Source organism: Algicola sagamiensis DSM 14643 (assembly GCF_000374485.1).
Lineage (GTDB): Bacteria > Pseudomonadota > Gammaproteobacteria > Enterobacterales > Alteromonadaceae > Algicola > Algicola sagamiensis.
In genome coordinates this window covers 85,978-101,640 of the sequence record NZ_KB894500.1, presented here as the reverse complement: position 1 = coordinate 101,640, position 15,663 = coordinate 85,978, and the positions used below count along the sequence as shown (strand labels likewise).

Below are 15,663 nucleotides of genomic sequence, written 5' to 3'. Positions count from 1 at the left end.
CTTGACGCCAATCTTTTATTCTTGAAAGGTTGGCGTTAATCCCATTTCACTTATAGCCTTCAATGACTTCCGATCTGCGATAGCAATCCAAACTATGATCGTTCACCATGCCTGTTGCCTGCATGTGAGCATAGCAGATTGTCGATCCAACAAACTTAAATCCAAGTTTTTTTAATACCTTGCTCATTTGATCGGACTCTTTGCTGGTTGCGGGATAATCACTCAGCGTGTTTAACTCATTGACGATGGGTTGCCCATCCACGAACTGCCAAAGAAACTCACAAAATGAACCATGCTTATCCTGCACATCCAAAAATAGCTGTGCATTATTCACGGCAGAATGAATTTTGAGTTTATTGCGGACAATCCCCGCATCTTGAAGCAGAGAAGCTATTTTTTGGTCATCATATCGCGCGACTTTTTCTGGATTAAAACCATCGAAAGCAGCACGGTAGTTCTCGCGTTTTTTTAAAATGGTATACCAGCTTAAGCCCGCTTGAGCTGATTCTAACATCAAAAACTCAAACATTTTTTGCTCATCCCAAACAGGCACGCCCCACTCTTCATCATGGTAGGCGATATAATCGGGTTTCGTCAGGTCCACCCAAGGACAACGGCATGTGTTTTCCATTGCACTTTTCTCTTTACTGTATAAAAACACAGTTAAGCTAGCTGAATATTTCTTCAACGTCAAGCACTTCCATTGATGATTGTTCAATCATACCAAGGATGGTGTGACAATTTGTCGCATTGCGCCTCACTTGAAATTCAGTATCTTTGCTCCATTATTTTTCCGTCATTTTAAGTTGAGATGCAGATGAAAAAAACCGCCCTATTTCTGACTTTTCCGATATTTTCTTTGCTCAGCGCATGTGGGGGTAGCTCGGACAACCCAACGCCGAAAAACTCCCCAGAACCGCAAACGGAAATGAAGTCTTATACCATTCACTTCGCTGCGAAAGTTGCTGACCAACCAATCGCGTGCCAACAAATGACCGATGCACCCGTCGGTACAACTGGGGTGTCTCCGGAATTTCGTGACTTTCGGATGTATATTTCTCAAGTCAAACTGGTCAACGACAAAAATAAATCTGTCGAATTGAAACTCAAACAAGATGGCGCTTGGCAATATCAAAATGTTGCTTTATTAGACTTTGAAAACGGTCAAGGGACTTGTAAAAACGCAACGGAAGCGATGAATACGAAAATCATTGGCAGTGCGCCTCAAGACAATTACACCGCCATTGAATTTACGATCGGTGTCCCAAAAGCGCTCAACCACAAAGGGATTGATGGCGAAGATGCGGTTTCACCGCTTGACGTAGCCGGAATGAACTGGACATGGCAAAAAGGCCATAAGCATATGCGCATTGATGTAAAGAACATGTTCATTCATCTGGGCACAACAGGCTGTGAAGTCACAAATGCGGATAAGGAAGACATCGATTGTACCAATGCACGACCCAATCGTCCAAACTACCAACTCAAAAACTTTGACCCCGCAAAAAGTACCATTGTCTTTGATTATGCAGCGCTCATTAAAAACAATGATATCTCAGTATCTTCAAACTGCATGTCCAGCCCAACTGAAGCGTGTACGGACCTCTATCAAACCCTTGGCCTAGATATTGACCGAGGCGTCTGCCCTGATGGTGAAGAGTCACTGTGTTCAACACAATCCTGGGTTAGAGTTGAATAAATGAAAAAGTTGCAGTATCACTGGGTACTTTTGCTAGCTGGGTTATTCCTGGCTGGCTGTAATCAATCAGAGTTTGAACATGAACCCTTGGATGACGAACCATCGCCGGATGGGTTTTCATTTCAAAGAAAACATTTTCCAAAGCCAAAGCAACCCGAGGAAAACCTAGCGACAGAGGCAAAATTTCAGCTGGGTCGTCATTTGTTTTACGATGTTCGTTTATCCGGGAATCAAACCCAATCCTGTGAATCTTGTCACTTGCAACAATTTGCTTTTACTGATGGAAAGGTGACGCCAAAAGGTTCCACAGGGGAGCAACTCGCACGTAATTCTCAGACGCTGACCAATATCGCGTATAACGCGACTTACACCTGGGGCAACCCACTCCTTCATCAAATTGAACAACAATTGGTGATCCCTATTTTTGGTGAATTACCAACAGAGCTTGGTGTGACGGATAAGAATAAACCGGAAATTCTCGCCCGATTTCGTCATGTGCCTAAATATGTGTCTTTATTTGAAGCGGCTTTTCCGGATGAAGCCGATCCGATAACCTTTCCGCGAATCATCGATGCACTCGCCGTGTTTAACCGTGGATTGATTTCAAATAACGCCCCTTTTGATCGTGGCGAGCTAAGCCCTTCAGCAAAACGTGGGCAGGCACTATTTAACTCAGAAAAAATGGAGTGTTTTCATTGCCACAATGGATTTAACTTTAGTGACTCTACTGTGCATGCGGATACGAAGTTCGTCAGCCGCCCGTTTTTTAATACAGGGCTATACGACACTGACAGACATGGTGCATACCCAGAAAACAATACAGGTATTTTTGAAGTGACGAATGAAGCTGATGATATGGGGAAGTTTCGCCCACCAACGCTGCGTAATATTGAGCTGACAGCGCCCTATATGCACGATGGTTCGATTGCAACATTGGATGCAGTGATTGATTTCTACGCCGCTGGTGGCCGCAATGTCACATCTGGTCCCTATCAAGGCGATGGCCGGTATAACCCATTCAAAAGTGACTTCGTGAAAGGCTTTTCCATTTCAACGCAAGAAAAACAAGACCTGAAGGCGTTTTTACTGAGTCTGACTGATCGTGACTTTATCAACAATCCAAGATTTTCGAACCCGTTTGAGCAGGAACAATGAAACCGTATTTTTATATTATGTGTGCCTTTTCTGCCGGCACCTTATTCTCCAATCCTACAATTGCAGATCCATTTCACAAAAAATCGGACCAAGGGATAGCTGCACTCATGCAGGCTGGTTGGTATCAAGACTCACGCGAAACCAATACTTGGAAGATCCCTGGCTTTATTGTTCCGGGAAATGCAGGACCGCACGATGAAGGATTCAACTTGATGCATGCTGAAATTGCTTTTGCTGCTTATCGGCCGGGTTTGGGCTCTGGTAAGTTTGTGATTGGAAAGCATGCAGATGAAAACCTGACTATTGAAGAGTTTTGGGCCAGCCCAGAGCTACCATGGGAACAGCTGCAACTCAAAGTTGGCCGTTGGTATGCGCCAATCGGCTGGCACAATGGTGTTCACCCACATAAATGGCGATTTATCGATGCAAGCCTCAGCCAACAAGCTTTTTTAGGGGAGCACTTTAACGATGTCGGCTTATTACTAACATGGGCAGATCATTTTCACCGTGTGAATTTTTGGGCAACAGGCGGCGATGATTTTCCCGCAAAAAGTGCGAAAGACAGCTCAACACCAGCAGCTGGTGGACTCAGCTATTTTGGTCACCAACATATCACAGATGTGGACATTCATTTTCAAACTTCTCTCAGTTATTTTCGTGCTGATGAGCGCAGTAATTTGGATGTAGAGCATACCCATAACCAGCTACAAAAAGAGATCATCTTCTCTGGAGATAGCTATTTATGGACCGCTGGAATGGATGTGCAATATCACCAGTTTGGTTGGCAATTTGAATATGCATACCGTGATGAATCCGGTGAGCTAAGAGATGTCCAACAGATCAAGGCGTTGTACGAGAGCCAAAGTGATGGATGGTGGCATGAGCTCTACTGGAAAGGCAACTCGATGGGAGCAGCCATTCGATACGAACAATTAGCAAGCGATAACAAACTAAAAACAGATAACCTGAGTACGTTTTCGGAATTTATGTTCTCAAATGGCCACGAGCCATCCCGAATCAGCGCGATGTTCAACTGGCAATTTCAGCATGGGCAAGATTTGAAGCTCCAATTGACGCACGACCAAACAACAGAAAATACTGAAAATCAAATCTGGCTCGTTTATCAAGCCACCCTCGATATAGGCAAATTTTAAAGCTTTGGTTCTGGCTTTACGATGCAGTTGAAAAGTATTGCCAGAGCTTCCTGGGACATTCACCTCCATATCACGCGCTGAAAGCCCACAATCGCCTGTTGCCTCCCCCACCCCAAAGTGTTAGAAAGATAACCTCAAAAAGAATAAATATCTAACAATAATGAGTTTTTATTAAATACAGGATGGTCATGATGGAAATTAAGAAAATTTTCCGAATTTCAAGCTGTGCGCTAGCAGTCACAAGTTATTTTACTCTGTCTTCTCAAGCAATTGCCGCAGATGAAGAGATAGAAAGAATCGAAGTCACGGGTTCCCATATCAAACGAACCGATTTGGAAGGTCCTTCCCCAGTCACATCCATGTCTTCCGAAGATATCAAAAAAACAGGAGTCACCGATCTTATTTCACTTTTCCAAAAGTTGCCCATTAGTGGAAATGGTACATTTAGCGCGCAAGGCAATGATAGTGATGATACCGCCAATGGTTCCGCAAGTGTCTCACTAAGAGGGCTGGGCGCAGACTCTACACTTGTATTGATAAATGGTCGTCGCGTCGCAGTCAACCCTTTTGCAAAAAGCATTGATACCGCATTTGTAGACTTAAATAATATCCCGCTTTCTGCCATCAAACGTGTCGATATTCTCAAAGATGGTGCATCTGCAATTTATGGCTCCGATGCGATCGCTGGTGTCGTCAATATCATTTTACGCGATGATGTTGAGGGAACTGAATTTACAGTAAAACATGGTGACACAGCGGATGGCGGAGCAAAAGAAACCAGTATGTCACTCCTTTGGGGCAACAGCGGAAAAGATACGAGCCATACGGTGATCTTGGACTACACCAAAAAAGAACAAATCTTGTTTAGTCAGCGCGAGTATTCTCAATCCGCCAACCAAACCCGCAACGGCGGTGATGACTTCAGAAGTTCTTCCGGTTACCCGGGCACCTTTAGCCTTTGGGCAGATGAATTTACGAAAGATGAAGCGAACAAAGATAAATTAAAAGAGTGGCAAAATGATCCAAACTTTATAAAACACCCTGCTTTACTTGAATATGCTGATGTGTACGGTACTGATCAATGCCCACAAAGTGATATCACAAAAAGAAAAGATGGTACAACAACCTGCCGTTATGATTATGCCCCCCACTCAACCCTGTCTCCTTCATCTGAGCGCGTCGGATTCACATATCTTGGCAAGCGAGAGTTTAGCGACTGGATTCGCTCATTTGCAGAAATCAATATCAGCCATAATTCAACTTATGTTCAAGGTGCAGGAAGCCCCGGATTTAATGAACTATTTATGTCTGCCAATAACAAATTCCACCCACTGAAAGACTTGCCCGATCATGCGCTTCATGGTCTTCCACTACAAATGCGCCGTAGAATGGTTGAGCTTGGTAATCGCCGTAAGCAAGTCGACTCAGATTATTATCGATTCGTTCTGGGTCTAGAAGGTGACTTTGGGGATTGGAACTGGAATACAACCTATTTAAATATCCGAAGCTCAGCAACAGAGCAAGGACTCAATGGTTTTGCGAACCAAAAACGGATCCAACAACTCATTGATGCAGAAGAATATGACATCTTCGAACCATCGACAGTACTCCTGTCTCAAATCGACAAAATGCAAGCACATACATTGCGTAAGGGAACATCAAGAATGGAGAGCTTCTCAGCAAACCTGAATGGTGCTGTCACAGAAATGCCATATGGTCCACTTGGCCTTGCCGTTGGCGTTGAGTATCGAGAAGAATCCATCAATGACACGCCAGACAATCAATATCTGAATGGTGAAATCTTTGGAACTGAGGCAACACGCGCTTCAGGAAGACGTGACAATACTGCGATCTATGCCGAGCTTGCAATCCCAGCACTCGAAGATCTAGAAATTCAGCTTGCACTACGTCACGAAGATTACAGCGATTTTGGCACAACAACCGATCCTAAAATTTCATTTCTTTATACACCAACCGATTTCCTCAGCGTACGTGGTTCTTGGGGAACGGCTTTCAGAGCGCCTTCACTACACCAGCTTGGTCTAGGACAATCAGATCAATCTCCAACTCTGGTTGATACGATGCGTTGCGCGCAAACTGGCGAAAAGAACGACTGCTCTCCTGTTGAATATACAGTTATTTTTAAAGGAAACCCCAACTTAAAGCCAGAAGAATCAGAGAGCTATAACTTCGGCATCATCATCGAACCTATGGATAGCTTCAGTTTCGCTATTGATTATTGGCATTATGATCAAGAAAATTTGATTGATTCGAATACGCAGGCACTATTATCGAGCCGTGGCGATGACCCCAGTGTTGTTGAAAGAAATTTATCGAATGCGGGTGTATTAGGTTCAATTCATCGAGTTCACGATCAGTTCCAAAATATCGGCCGACAAAAAACATCAGGCATCGATTTTGACGTGACTTACACCTTGGACTCCAATGCAGGTGAGTTTAAAACATCACTGGCAGGCACCTTCGTCAATTCATTCGAAGAAACACGACCAGGCTTAAATGCAGACAACAAACTCGTCGATATCACCAAAGAACGTGCTGGTGAATTCCAACACCCTGAGTGGCGTTGGACAGCAGCGATTGATTGGGCTTATCAAGATTACACAGCCAATTTTCGTCTCAATTACATTGGAGAATATAAGGATAATGATGAAGCCAAGAAAGGCCATCACACCGTCGATGCATGGGAAACCGTTGATATCTCCGGCACCTACCATGGCCTAGAAAACTGGACATTCACATTAGGTGCAAACAACCTATTCAACGAAGAACCACCATTCATCTATTCTGATTTCATGGGCTATGACACTGCGACACATAGTGCTGAAGGACGATTTGTCTATGGTAAAGTGACGGTGAGTTTCTAACTCAACTTGGAGCGGGTGCATAGCCTACTCGCTCAAAGTAATCTCTATCATCTCTTTTCAGTCTTTGGAGGGATACTTTATGTCTTCTCGGGCAAAATGACTCGGATCAACGATCTGTGTTTAACCGATGAAGGGGATGCATTATCTGAATGCCTTAGACAGCGATTCTTGAAGTAACAACGATATAGGGAATGGGTAAATCGAGATTATCATTTCGTATGAGAAGGGCTTTGCAAAGCCCTTCTTTATTTTATTACAGGTTTTCTGCCCAAGATTTTATCCAAGGTAATGCTGCATCTTCTGGTTGCATGTATTCACATGCATCTATTTTTAGCATACCTTTTAATCGCGTTGCTTGTAGCTCTTCAAACAGTGCATCCAATTGAGCACCACCTCCACAATAAGTTTCACCATAGCTTGAATCACCAAGTGCAATGACGGCAAACTGTTTCCCTGTGAGTAACGGGAATTGATCTTTCAGATTGACATAAAACTCGGTAATATTCGGTGGTAAATCACCGGCACCCGTTGTCGAGCTGATTACAAGAATGAAGTCAACATCAGGCGCTGTAATCTTTGAAACTTCAGGGTCGTCATAAACATTGACTTGGTGGGATAAACCTTCAAGTACTTCCGCGGCTTGTTCAGCAACAAACTGAGCTGCACCATAAACCGTCCCGACAACAATCGCTATTTTAGCCATAATTTATCCTTATATATTTTTCAAGCAAATGTTTGCTTCAAACCAATAGACCATCCACAAAGCCTCATGCGTTATCATACTGAATACACATGCGAAGTGGAAGCACCCTACAATACCTCCACATGCCTGCGTCACTAATGAACGACAAATTCAAATGACGTATCTTTGGTGTCTAATTCTGTTTGTACATTGTCAATGATAAAGGCGTAGTTCTTGTGGCGAAGATATAAATTGTCCGTAAATGGGATACGAAAGGCAAACCGATTTAAGTCTGCATAGCTTTGGACGGCCCAAAAAGACGCATCAGATTTTAGCTGGAGTTTATCCGTGCTAGATGAGAGTTTATCCATGCGCATTTTATAACTCTTGTGCCTTAGATAATACCCACGGTGACTGACTGACTCAAAGGAGATTTTATTGTCACTATCAAGCAGTCCAGGCACAACTTCAAATTTAAAATCATTATTATTGAAATCACATGGACGAAGGTACATCTGGAAGTTCTCATGCTTCAAGCACATATTGGGATAATTCTGTGAACGAAGGGAGATGATTTGATTCAGTGGCACATCGCTTGAAATATGATCCGGGATCGGACGCGGAGGATACTCTCCTCGACATAGCCAAGCATTTGAGCAGCTGCCTCGTAACGGCAAAATTTCTGGGAGACTATTATTCCCTAAGATATTACAAAAATAAAAGCGACTGTCATGGCTTAACGTATACACTTTCGCATGTTGTTTTGGCGATGTCACAGGCCACATACGGAGTTTGCAACTCCCTTGATTACGCGCACAATCGAGTCTGTTTTGTGCATTCACCCCCATCTTGGCTTTCCCGTATGGGATCCACATCGCGGAGTCATTGCCATTAAAAATTTCGATGTTCACATCGACATTGATCCCACGACAGTGGTCAGCGTAAATTTGTGCCGCAGTAGAAACAAAACTTGAGGCAAGTAATAGTAGACCTAAAATATACCGATTTTTTTTCATGGTGTTTCCCACACTTTATCGTTTTAAAAAGGGGAACAAGAATATCGAATTGAATGAACTTTGCAAGTGATACAATTTTGCAAGTGATACATTAAAGTCTATCTTTCGGTTGAGATTTCACGACAGAGAAAATATCAAACGCGATAATGATTCTCTGTCGTAATAAAGAAATGGAAGGATATCGTTTAGTTCGGCTCGCCGATTAAACAGCGAACTTCCTCTAACAAATCATGATTACGAAAAGGTTTTTCTAAACAACTATCAGCACCCTCAATACAGGCAGATAAAAGGTCACCCCGTGAGAGACCTGAAATAACGAGAATTTTAACGTCTTGGCAGTTTTCTTCTGAACGAATGAACTCCATCAAGCGGTAACCATCCATACCAGGCATTTTCAGGTCGAGCGTAATCAAATCCGGCTTAAAACTATATAACATTGCTCCGGTTTGAAAGCCGCCATTGGCAATCGCGGTGTTGTAACCTTTTCTTTTCAAAACACGCTCAATGGCACGAGCCATATCGTTTTCATCATCCACGATGAGCACACGACTTGCTGTTTGTTTTAGATCGTCAGGAATGGGCATCTCATTTTCCTGTAAAAATCGAATCAGTTCTTCTTCTGTGATACGATTATCACCTCTTCCAGGTAACGTATGTGCAGCTATGTAGCCTTTTTCAATCCATCGGATCACAGTACGAAAGTGAACACCACAATAATTTGCAACTTGTCCTGTCGTAAAAAATTTACGACGATTTTGAAGAGAATGATTTCTCATCGTGTGGGTCGAAAACATCTTGCCCTCTCATCTACAACGATACAACATCATAAGTATAGATGATCAAGGACAATCCTGACTGTTGTGACAAAACGACCTTTGTTTGCATCACAGACTTTATGGACAAAAATGACTCAGGGAACACACTCGATTGAATCGAAAAAGGTGCGATAAATCATATTTTGTAATCTGATTCTTGTGCAGGCCATCCCAACTTTTCAAACAATGTCAGGACTTCTTCCCCAAGAGGTGCCTGAATTTCTAATTTGGTTTGCTTAACCGGATGAACAAAAGACAACTTCTTCGCCACCAGCAATAGACGTCTTACCGAAAGATCATCTCGAAACATCTTGTTATGCTTGCCATCACCATGCGTTGTATCCCCAATGATTGGATGGCGCAAATGAGATAGATGCCGGCGGATCTGATGCTTTCGCCCCGTCTCGGGAATCGCTTTGACCAGGGAATACCTTGCAGTCGCATATCGGCCAACAGGGACATTCAACTCGACCTGATTGATTGGATAAAAACAGGTCACTGCATCTTGTGCTTCCTTATCCTGATCGGCAAATTTATCTGCGATTTTATCCAACTTCTCTTTAAGCGGATAATCCAGGCGTTGTGCTTCTTTCAAATAGCCACGAGCCACAGCCAGATACTGTTTTTCCATCTCTTTATTGGCAAAAAGCTCCGTCATCAAACGTGCAGTATCCGAGTCTAATGCAAATAAAAGAACACCAGAAGTCGGCCTGTCTAATCGATGCACAGGATATACATGTTGCCCAATTTGATCCCGAACCATTTGCATTGCGAACTGTGTTTCATGGCGGTCAAGAAAAGAACGATGCACTAGCAAACCACTCGGTTTATTCACGGCAACCAGCCATTCATCCTGATAAAGTACTTCTAACATCTTATGAACGCGTCCGCTTACCACTGAGTAATTCATCAATATCCGCAAGAATATCAATCACCTTGATTGCTGATGGCCCCTTCAACGCTTCTTCAGCCATTGGACATACAGCAATATTTTCCGGAAGCGGCAAATGGCCATCCAATAACGCATGCATTCTCGGAATAAAAATGAATTCAAGCCACTGCTCAAAATCCAAAGTATCGCAGCAAAAAGGTTGTTGGCTGTTTAATGCTTCCAATGGGGGTTGTTCAGTTTGCCAAAGATTGGCTTCTTTCATCGCGTGTTCCAATGCGATAAGGAGTTCGCGGGTCCGTTCTACTTTTGACATGGGATCACCTTGTGATTCATCTACTACACACTGATCATACCATTCATGCTTGAAAATAAATATAATGAACGCCGAATGAAAGGTAGAGAAGATTATGTCGCAGTCAGATTTGAAACAACAAGCCAATATTTCAACGATTTATCACCTATTGGACACCTCAAACACGCAGTACCGTGTTTTTGATCTTGGCCGTAGAGTGAGCAAAATAGCCGCATCAACATTCAAAGATATCGAAGATCTAAAAACCCCATATCCATTCCCATTTCAAGGACATGCTTTGATAGGAATTGCCTTTTGGGATAAATCACGCAGCGACGAACAATTTATCTGGTTTTTGAAATTTCCTTTGGATGAACAAGGGTTGCTCAATCCAACTGCACGCAATCATTTCATTACCATGGTGATCCAGGCTTTAGGTACCCAAATTACTGGAAACCAAGACATTCAGGAAAAACTGAACAACAACCCTTACACCTTTAAGCCCAATCAGCACAAAAGTGCTTTGTTCAACAGCTTATTAAAAGTCAGCCTAAAGTTACCAGCATCAATATACTATGAACATGTTGAACAATACATGAAAGGCCAGCACCCTTGGGATGACTGGTCCACAATTGGTTATCAGGGGATCGCTGATTTTGCATCCCGCATTGATCGGGGCGAGAATGAAAAAGCGCTCCTGAAGAACTATACAAAGTTGGCAACAGAAGTCCGCCTTCCTCTGCTCTCTTGCTTGGAAAACCAAACTATTTCAACTCAACTAACAGAGCTTTTCTCCGCGCAGCTAAAACTTGCGATTGAAAACCAAAATATCACGGAAGCTGCGAAGTTATTAAGCGCAATGGCAGGCAGCCAAGCAACAGCACTTTGCTACCAAGCTGTCATGGATGTCCTCGATTCTCCTCTAAATCAATCTTTAGAAATCCTCGCAACCATCGCCGGCAGACTTTGGCATACCCTTGAAAACAGTGCGATTCGTACCAATTACTTAAATACACTCGCTCAAAACCCAGACGGGCAAGCTGTATTTAATGCGCTTTTTGCGGATTTAACCGCAATCCCGTCATTACGTGAGCTGATTTGGGCATCGATCCGCAGTGAGGACCGGACTCCAGCACTCAGCGCGGCTGTCGGTGGACTGTTTACACAACCACAAGGAAATCCAGAATGTCACTAGCAGACATTTTGATATTGATGCTGCTCGTGTACATCATCGGGCAGTTCATCCATATTCGGAACATCGCAGAAAAAGCACGCCTAGCGGCAGTGCGACATTGTGAGCAGCATCAATTGCAATTTATCTCAATCGCAAGAAGCAAAACCAGCATAAAGAAAGGACGTCGGGCTGTATTTGAATGGGCTCATCAGTTCGAATTTGAATTTAGCAGTACGGGAGAAGACCGTTATCAAGGCACATTGACCATCGAAGGCAACCAGGCACCACGGTTTGAGCTTCCGCCCTATCGAATATAAGTAGAAAGCGCTATATTTTAGGCCACAATGTCCATGCTAGTATCCTCAGGATGAATTCAGGATCCGCATCACGCGTTCAATTAAAATGGAAATTTCATGGACACAATCAAGAAAATCTTACTCGCCCTCACAACACTATCTGTCATCAATGGTTGTGCAATTGCCCCCTACTCAGGTCCTACAACAGCACAATCCGTTGGAAAAGGAAACTTCCAAACAGCGACCAGTGTTTTGCCAGTCCCCGCGCAATCCATTGCTTATGGATTAACTGACAATACGGATATTGGTGCGTTAATTGAAATGCAAATGGAAGTGGTGTCTTCTATTTGGGTCAAACACCAAATGTCCAAGAAAAACAACCCACATCGCTTTGCTCTCTTAGCTGGCGCGTATATGTCCGATGATGATGCAGACTCGAAAGGCTATTATCTAGGCCCAATTTGGAGTTATCAAACAGGTCAATGGGAGCCTTACACACGGCTCAGATATAATTATGTGGATTGGAAAGGATACTTTGATCTGGATAGTCATGACCGGGACGACTTAAGCAATATCTTTAAGGAGCAAGATCACACTTTCTCCTATCTTTCTTTGGATACAGGCACAAAATACCACTTTACAGATACTTTCAGTATTGGCTTCGGGCTTGTTTCTCTTTACAAAGATGAACTGGATGTTGGCTATCAGCTCAACTTTACCTGGAATTTATAAGCCGTTTAAATTCCCAAAACAACCAACTTTTCTAGACAAAAATATCGAGATGCTCATCATTGACGACTTGCTCTTCTTGCTCTTCGATGGTGAGCACTTCTGTAGGTTCTGGATTATTGAGTGCGGGGTCGGTATCTTCCACCAGTTTTGATGGCTCATCTTGGACAGCAGGGGTCACTACCCATCTAATTTTCATTGGTTTATTCACGGGCTGGCGTAAAATAAATGATGTAAAAATGTCCATTGCTCTCTTTGACGCATCACGCGCAAACCTCATATTGTGGAACTTATCATCTTCTTATCGGCTGAAATCAATGAAACTTAACGTAATATTTTTTTATTATTTTTCAGTGAAATAAATAAAATTTTCTGAATAGGGGTTGCCAGAGGCAATCTTTTTGTATTAGTGTGAAAGGAGTTGCGCACAAATGCGTATTTTAAAGCTCGATATTGAAGAGAAACGAATCGACATGAATTTACAATTGACCCTGAACACAATGCATCATCATCACCATTCATCGGAATAGCCTTTCAGGGTCATTTCGCTGGAGGCTATACAAGCGTCTCCAGCGGCAAGCGACAGTTATCAAAATCGAAAAGCCCGGAGACCAACCTCCGGGTTTTTTGTTTTTAAATTGGGATAAATCCAAATGCTTGATAACAATCGCTTACGCATCGCCATCCAAAAGTCCGGCCGTTTAAGCCAGGACAGTCAACAATTACTCCGCCAATGCGGTCTCAACTTTAACCTGAAAAGTCAGCGCCTTCTGGCACACGTTGATAACGAAGCCGTCGATTTGATGCTGGTTCGTGATGATGATATTCCTGGCCTTGTCATGGATGATGTGTGCGATCTTGGTATTGTCGGAGAAAATGTTCTGGAAGAAGCGAGACTGTCCCGTGGCCTTGAAGAACAGCCGTTCGAAGTCCTCAAAAAACTTAGCTTCGGCGCATGCCGCTTGTCTTTAGCCATTCCACAAGAAATTACCTACACCGACCTATCTTGGTTTGAAGGAAAACGAATTGCTACCACATACCCGCGTTTAACAGAGCAATATTTTCAATCCCAAGGCATCAAGGTGCAGTTGGTTGAACTGAATGGCTCTGTTGAAGTTGCGCCACGCGCAGGGCTTGCGGATGCAATTTGTGACTTGGTCTCAACGGGTTCAACACTTGAAGCAAATGGTCTTGAGGAAGTCGCGGTCATGATGCGTTCTACTGCGGTTCTGATCCAACGTAAGTCCATGCAAGATGAAATGAAAACGAGCCTGTTGAATAAATTACTCCCACGGATTCAGGGTATTCAACAAGCCAAGGAATGTAAGTACATCATGTTGCACGCCCCCGTGATGAATCTTGCAGACATCATTCGTCTTTTGCCAGGTGCTGAGTCACCAACACAGATGAAACTCATCAATGATGACACTCGGGTTGCCTTACATCTTGTCAGCAAGGAAGCGATTTTCTGGGAAACCATGGAGCAGCTCAAAGCACTCGGTGCCAGCTCGATTCTCGTTTTACCAATTGAAAAGATGATGGAGTAGTTCGATGTATATTTGGGAAGACCTAACCCCTGCTGAGCAACAACTTGCATTAGCAAGACCTGCAATTGCCGAGCAAACGAGTCTGAGTCGAGATGTCGCAATGATCCTGCAACGTGTCCGTCAAGGCGGAAATGCAGTCTTACGTTACTTCAACGAAAAATACGATGGCGTCTCAACACCATCTCTGCGCGTAGAAAGCAGCCAACTTCAAGCTGCCGCAGAATTGCTGACCGAACAACAAAAACAGGCGATTGATACCGCTTATTCAACCATTTATGCGTTCCACGCAGCGCAAAAACCAGAAAATATCCAGGTTGAAACCACACAGGGTGTCCAGTGCGAATTGCGTTATCGCCCTCTGGAAACCGTCGGTTTTTACATTCCTGGTGGCTCCGCTCCTCTGCCTTCGACCGTACTCATGTTGGGTGTTCCGGCACAAATTGCAGGCTGCCTGCAAAAAGTATTATGCACACCCCCAAGCCAAGGGGAACAAGTCATCGAGCCAGCCATTGCCTACGCTGCATTAAAATGTGAGATCAACGAGGTCTTTCTTACCGGTGGCGCGCAAGCCATAGCTGCGATGGCCTATGGTACTGAAGAAAACGGGACAGTCACCATTCCCAAATGCCAGAAAATTTATGGTCCCGGCAATCGATATGTGACTGAGGCGAAGCGCCAAATTACAAACGATCCAAAGGGTGCCCAAATTGATATGCCTGCTGGCCCATCGGAGGTCCTGGTCATTGGAGATGAAAGTGCGAATGCTGCTTTTATCGCGGCCGATTTACTGTCTCAGGCAGAACACGGGCCTGATTCTCAAGTGATCTTACTCTCAGACAGTCAAGCGCTCATCCAAGAAGTGAAAGTAGAACTCTCTCGACAAAACCAACAGCTCAGTCGAAATGAGATCACATCGCAAGCGTTACAACATGCCAGGTTAATCTTAGTGAAAGACATGACGGAAGCGGTTTCACTTTGCAACCAATACGCACCAGAACACTTGATCATTCAAACCCAAAACGCATCAGAAATTGCTGATCAAATCACGAATGCAGCCTCTATCTTTGTCGGTCCATGGACACCAGAATCCGCAGGAGATTATGCCAGTGGCACGAATCACGTTTTACCAACCTATGGTTATAGCAACGCATATTCCAGCTTATCCCTGATTGATTTTTATAAGCGCTACACCCTGCAAACACTCTCTGAGTCTGGACTGAATGCCCTTGGCGCAACAATTGAGACACTTGCAGATTTAGAAGGACTTGATGCACACAAAAATGCGGTCTCGATTCGCTTAGCAGCAAGCAGTATGGCTCGGAGATAA

At 43.7% G+C, this 15,663-nt stretch carries 16 protein-coding genes and 1 other annotated feature; of the genes, 9 read left to right on the top strand and 7 right to left on the bottom strand.

From position 1 onward, the window contains the following. Window positions 1-46: 46 nt before the first annotated feature. The gene (locus C505_RS0114465; protein WP_018693345.1) at window positions 47-631 is read right to left on the bottom strand and encodes a DNA-3-methyladenine glycosylase I; all 585 of its coding nucleotides are present in this window, start codon (window positions 629-631) and stop codon (window positions 47-49) included. 186 nt (window positions 632-817) lie between these two features. Here C505_RS0114465 and C505_RS0114460 point away from each other — a divergent pair, with 186 nt between their 5' ends. The 4 genes from C505_RS0114460 (at window position 818) to C505_RS0114445 (ending at window position 6,893) form a co-directional block, all read left to right on the top strand. Beyond that, window positions 818-1,699, top strand: a complete 882-nt coding sequence (locus C505_RS0114460) for an MbnP family copper-binding protein (RefSeq protein ID WP_018693344.1) — start codon at window positions 818-820, stop codon at window positions 1,697-1,699. Further along, the gene (locus tag C505_RS0114455) at window positions 1,700-2,854 is read left to right on the top strand and encodes a methanobactin export MATE transporter MbnM (RefSeq protein WP_018693343.1); all 1,155 of its coding nucleotides are present in this window, start codon (window positions 1,700-1,702) and stop codon (window positions 2,852-2,854) included. Continuing rightward, on the top strand, window positions 2,851-4,008 hold the full coding sequence (locus C505_RS0114450) for a hypothetical protein (RefSeq protein WP_018693342.1): 1,158 nt from the start codon (window positions 2,851-2,853) through the stop codon (window positions 4,006-4,008). The genes C505_RS0114455 and C505_RS0114450 overlap by 4 nt, the downstream gene beginning before the upstream one ends. Window positions 4,009-4,190: 182 nt before the next feature. Beyond that, complete coding sequence (locus C505_RS0114445) at window positions 4,191-6,893, top strand: TonB-dependent receptor (protein WP_018693341.1); 2,703 nt, start codon at window positions 4,191-4,193, stop codon at window positions 6,891-6,893. Between the two features lie 253 nt (window positions 6,894-7,146). On the opposite strand, the gene C505_RS0114440 is transcribed toward C505_RS0114445, so the two are convergent. The 5 genes from C505_RS0114440 to C505_RS0114420 all read right to left on the bottom strand — a co-directional run bounded on the left by C505_RS0114440 (window position 7,147) and on the right by C505_RS0114420 (window position 10,611). Next, window positions 7,147-7,596: a flavodoxin gene (locus C505_RS0114440; protein ID WP_018693340.1), complete on the bottom strand. Its 450-nt coding sequence runs from the start codon at window positions 7,594-7,596 to the stop codon at window positions 7,147-7,149. Between the two features lie 134 nt (window positions 7,597-7,730). Next, window positions 7,731-8,591, bottom strand: a complete 861-nt coding sequence (locus C505_RS0114435) for an AbfB domain-containing protein (protein ID WP_018693339.1) — start codon at window positions 8,589-8,591, stop codon at window positions 7,731-7,733. A 185-nt stretch (window positions 8,592-8,776) separates the two neighbouring features. Continuing rightward, window positions 8,777-9,385, bottom strand: coding sequence for a response regulator (locus C505_RS0114430; protein ID WP_018693338.1), 609 nt, complete (start codon window positions 9,383-9,385; stop codon window positions 8,777-8,779). Between the two features lie 157 nt (window positions 9,386-9,542). Beyond that, on the bottom strand, window positions 9,543-10,280 hold the full coding sequence (gene truC / locus C505_RS0114425; protein ID WP_018693337.1) for a tRNA pseudouridine(65) synthase TruC: 738 nt from the start codon (window positions 10,278-10,280) through the stop codon (window positions 9,543-9,545). A 1-nt stretch (window position 10,281) separates the two neighbouring features. Then, window positions 10,282-10,611: a YqcC family protein gene (locus C505_RS0114420; RefSeq protein WP_018693336.1), complete on the bottom strand. Its 330-nt coding sequence runs from the start codon at window positions 10,609-10,611 to the stop codon at window positions 10,282-10,284. A gap of 94 nt (window positions 10,612-10,705) precedes the next feature. Here C505_RS0114420 and C505_RS0114415 point away from each other — a divergent pair, with 94 nt between their 5' ends. The 3 genes from C505_RS0114415 (at window position 10,706) to C505_RS0114405 (ending at window position 12,792) form a co-directional block, all read left to right on the top strand. Then, a complete protein-coding gene (locus C505_RS0114415; RefSeq protein WP_018693335.1) occupies window positions 10,706-11,785 on the top strand; it encodes a DUF3549 family protein in 1,080 nt (359 codons plus the stop codon). Then, window positions 11,776-12,081 (top strand): DUF3301 domain-containing protein, encoded by a 306-nt coding sequence (locus tag C505_RS0114410; protein ID WP_018693334.1) that lies wholly within the window; start codon window positions 11,776-11,778, stop codon window positions 12,079-12,081. Before C505_RS0114415 ends, C505_RS0114410 begins: the two co-directional genes overlap by 10 nt. Before the next feature lie 96 nt (window positions 12,082-12,177). Further along, window positions 12,178-12,792, top strand: coding sequence for a hypothetical protein (locus tag C505_RS0114405; RefSeq protein ID WP_018693333.1), 615 nt, complete (start codon window positions 12,178-12,180; stop codon window positions 12,790-12,792). 31 nt (window positions 12,793-12,823) lie between these two features. Here C505_RS0114405 and C505_RS0114400 read toward each other — a convergent pair whose 3' ends face one another. After that, window positions 12,824-13,036 carry a hypothetical protein gene (locus C505_RS0114400; protein ID WP_018693332.1) on the bottom strand — a complete coding sequence of 71 codons (213 nt, stop codon included), beginning with the start codon at window positions 13,034-13,036 and terminating at the stop codon, window positions 12,824-12,826. Window positions 13,037-13,294: 258 nt separating this feature from the next. Continuing rightward, window positions 13,295-13,423 (top strand) — a sequence feature (His leader region). A 19-nt stretch (window positions 13,424-13,442) separates the two neighbouring features. On the opposite strand from C505_RS0114400, the gene hisG reads away from it, so the two are divergent. Together hisG and hisD are read left to right on the top strand one after the other, a co-directional pair. Next, entirely contained in the window at window positions 13,443-14,336 is an 894-nt protein-coding gene (gene hisG, locus C505_RS0114395) for an ATP phosphoribosyltransferase (protein ID WP_018693331.1), read from the top strand. Between the two features lie 4 nt (window positions 14,337-14,340). Then, window positions 14,341-15,663, top strand: coding sequence for a histidinol dehydrogenase (gene hisD / locus C505_RS0114390; RefSeq protein WP_018693330.1), 1,323 nt, complete (start codon window positions 14,341-14,343; stop codon window positions 15,661-15,663).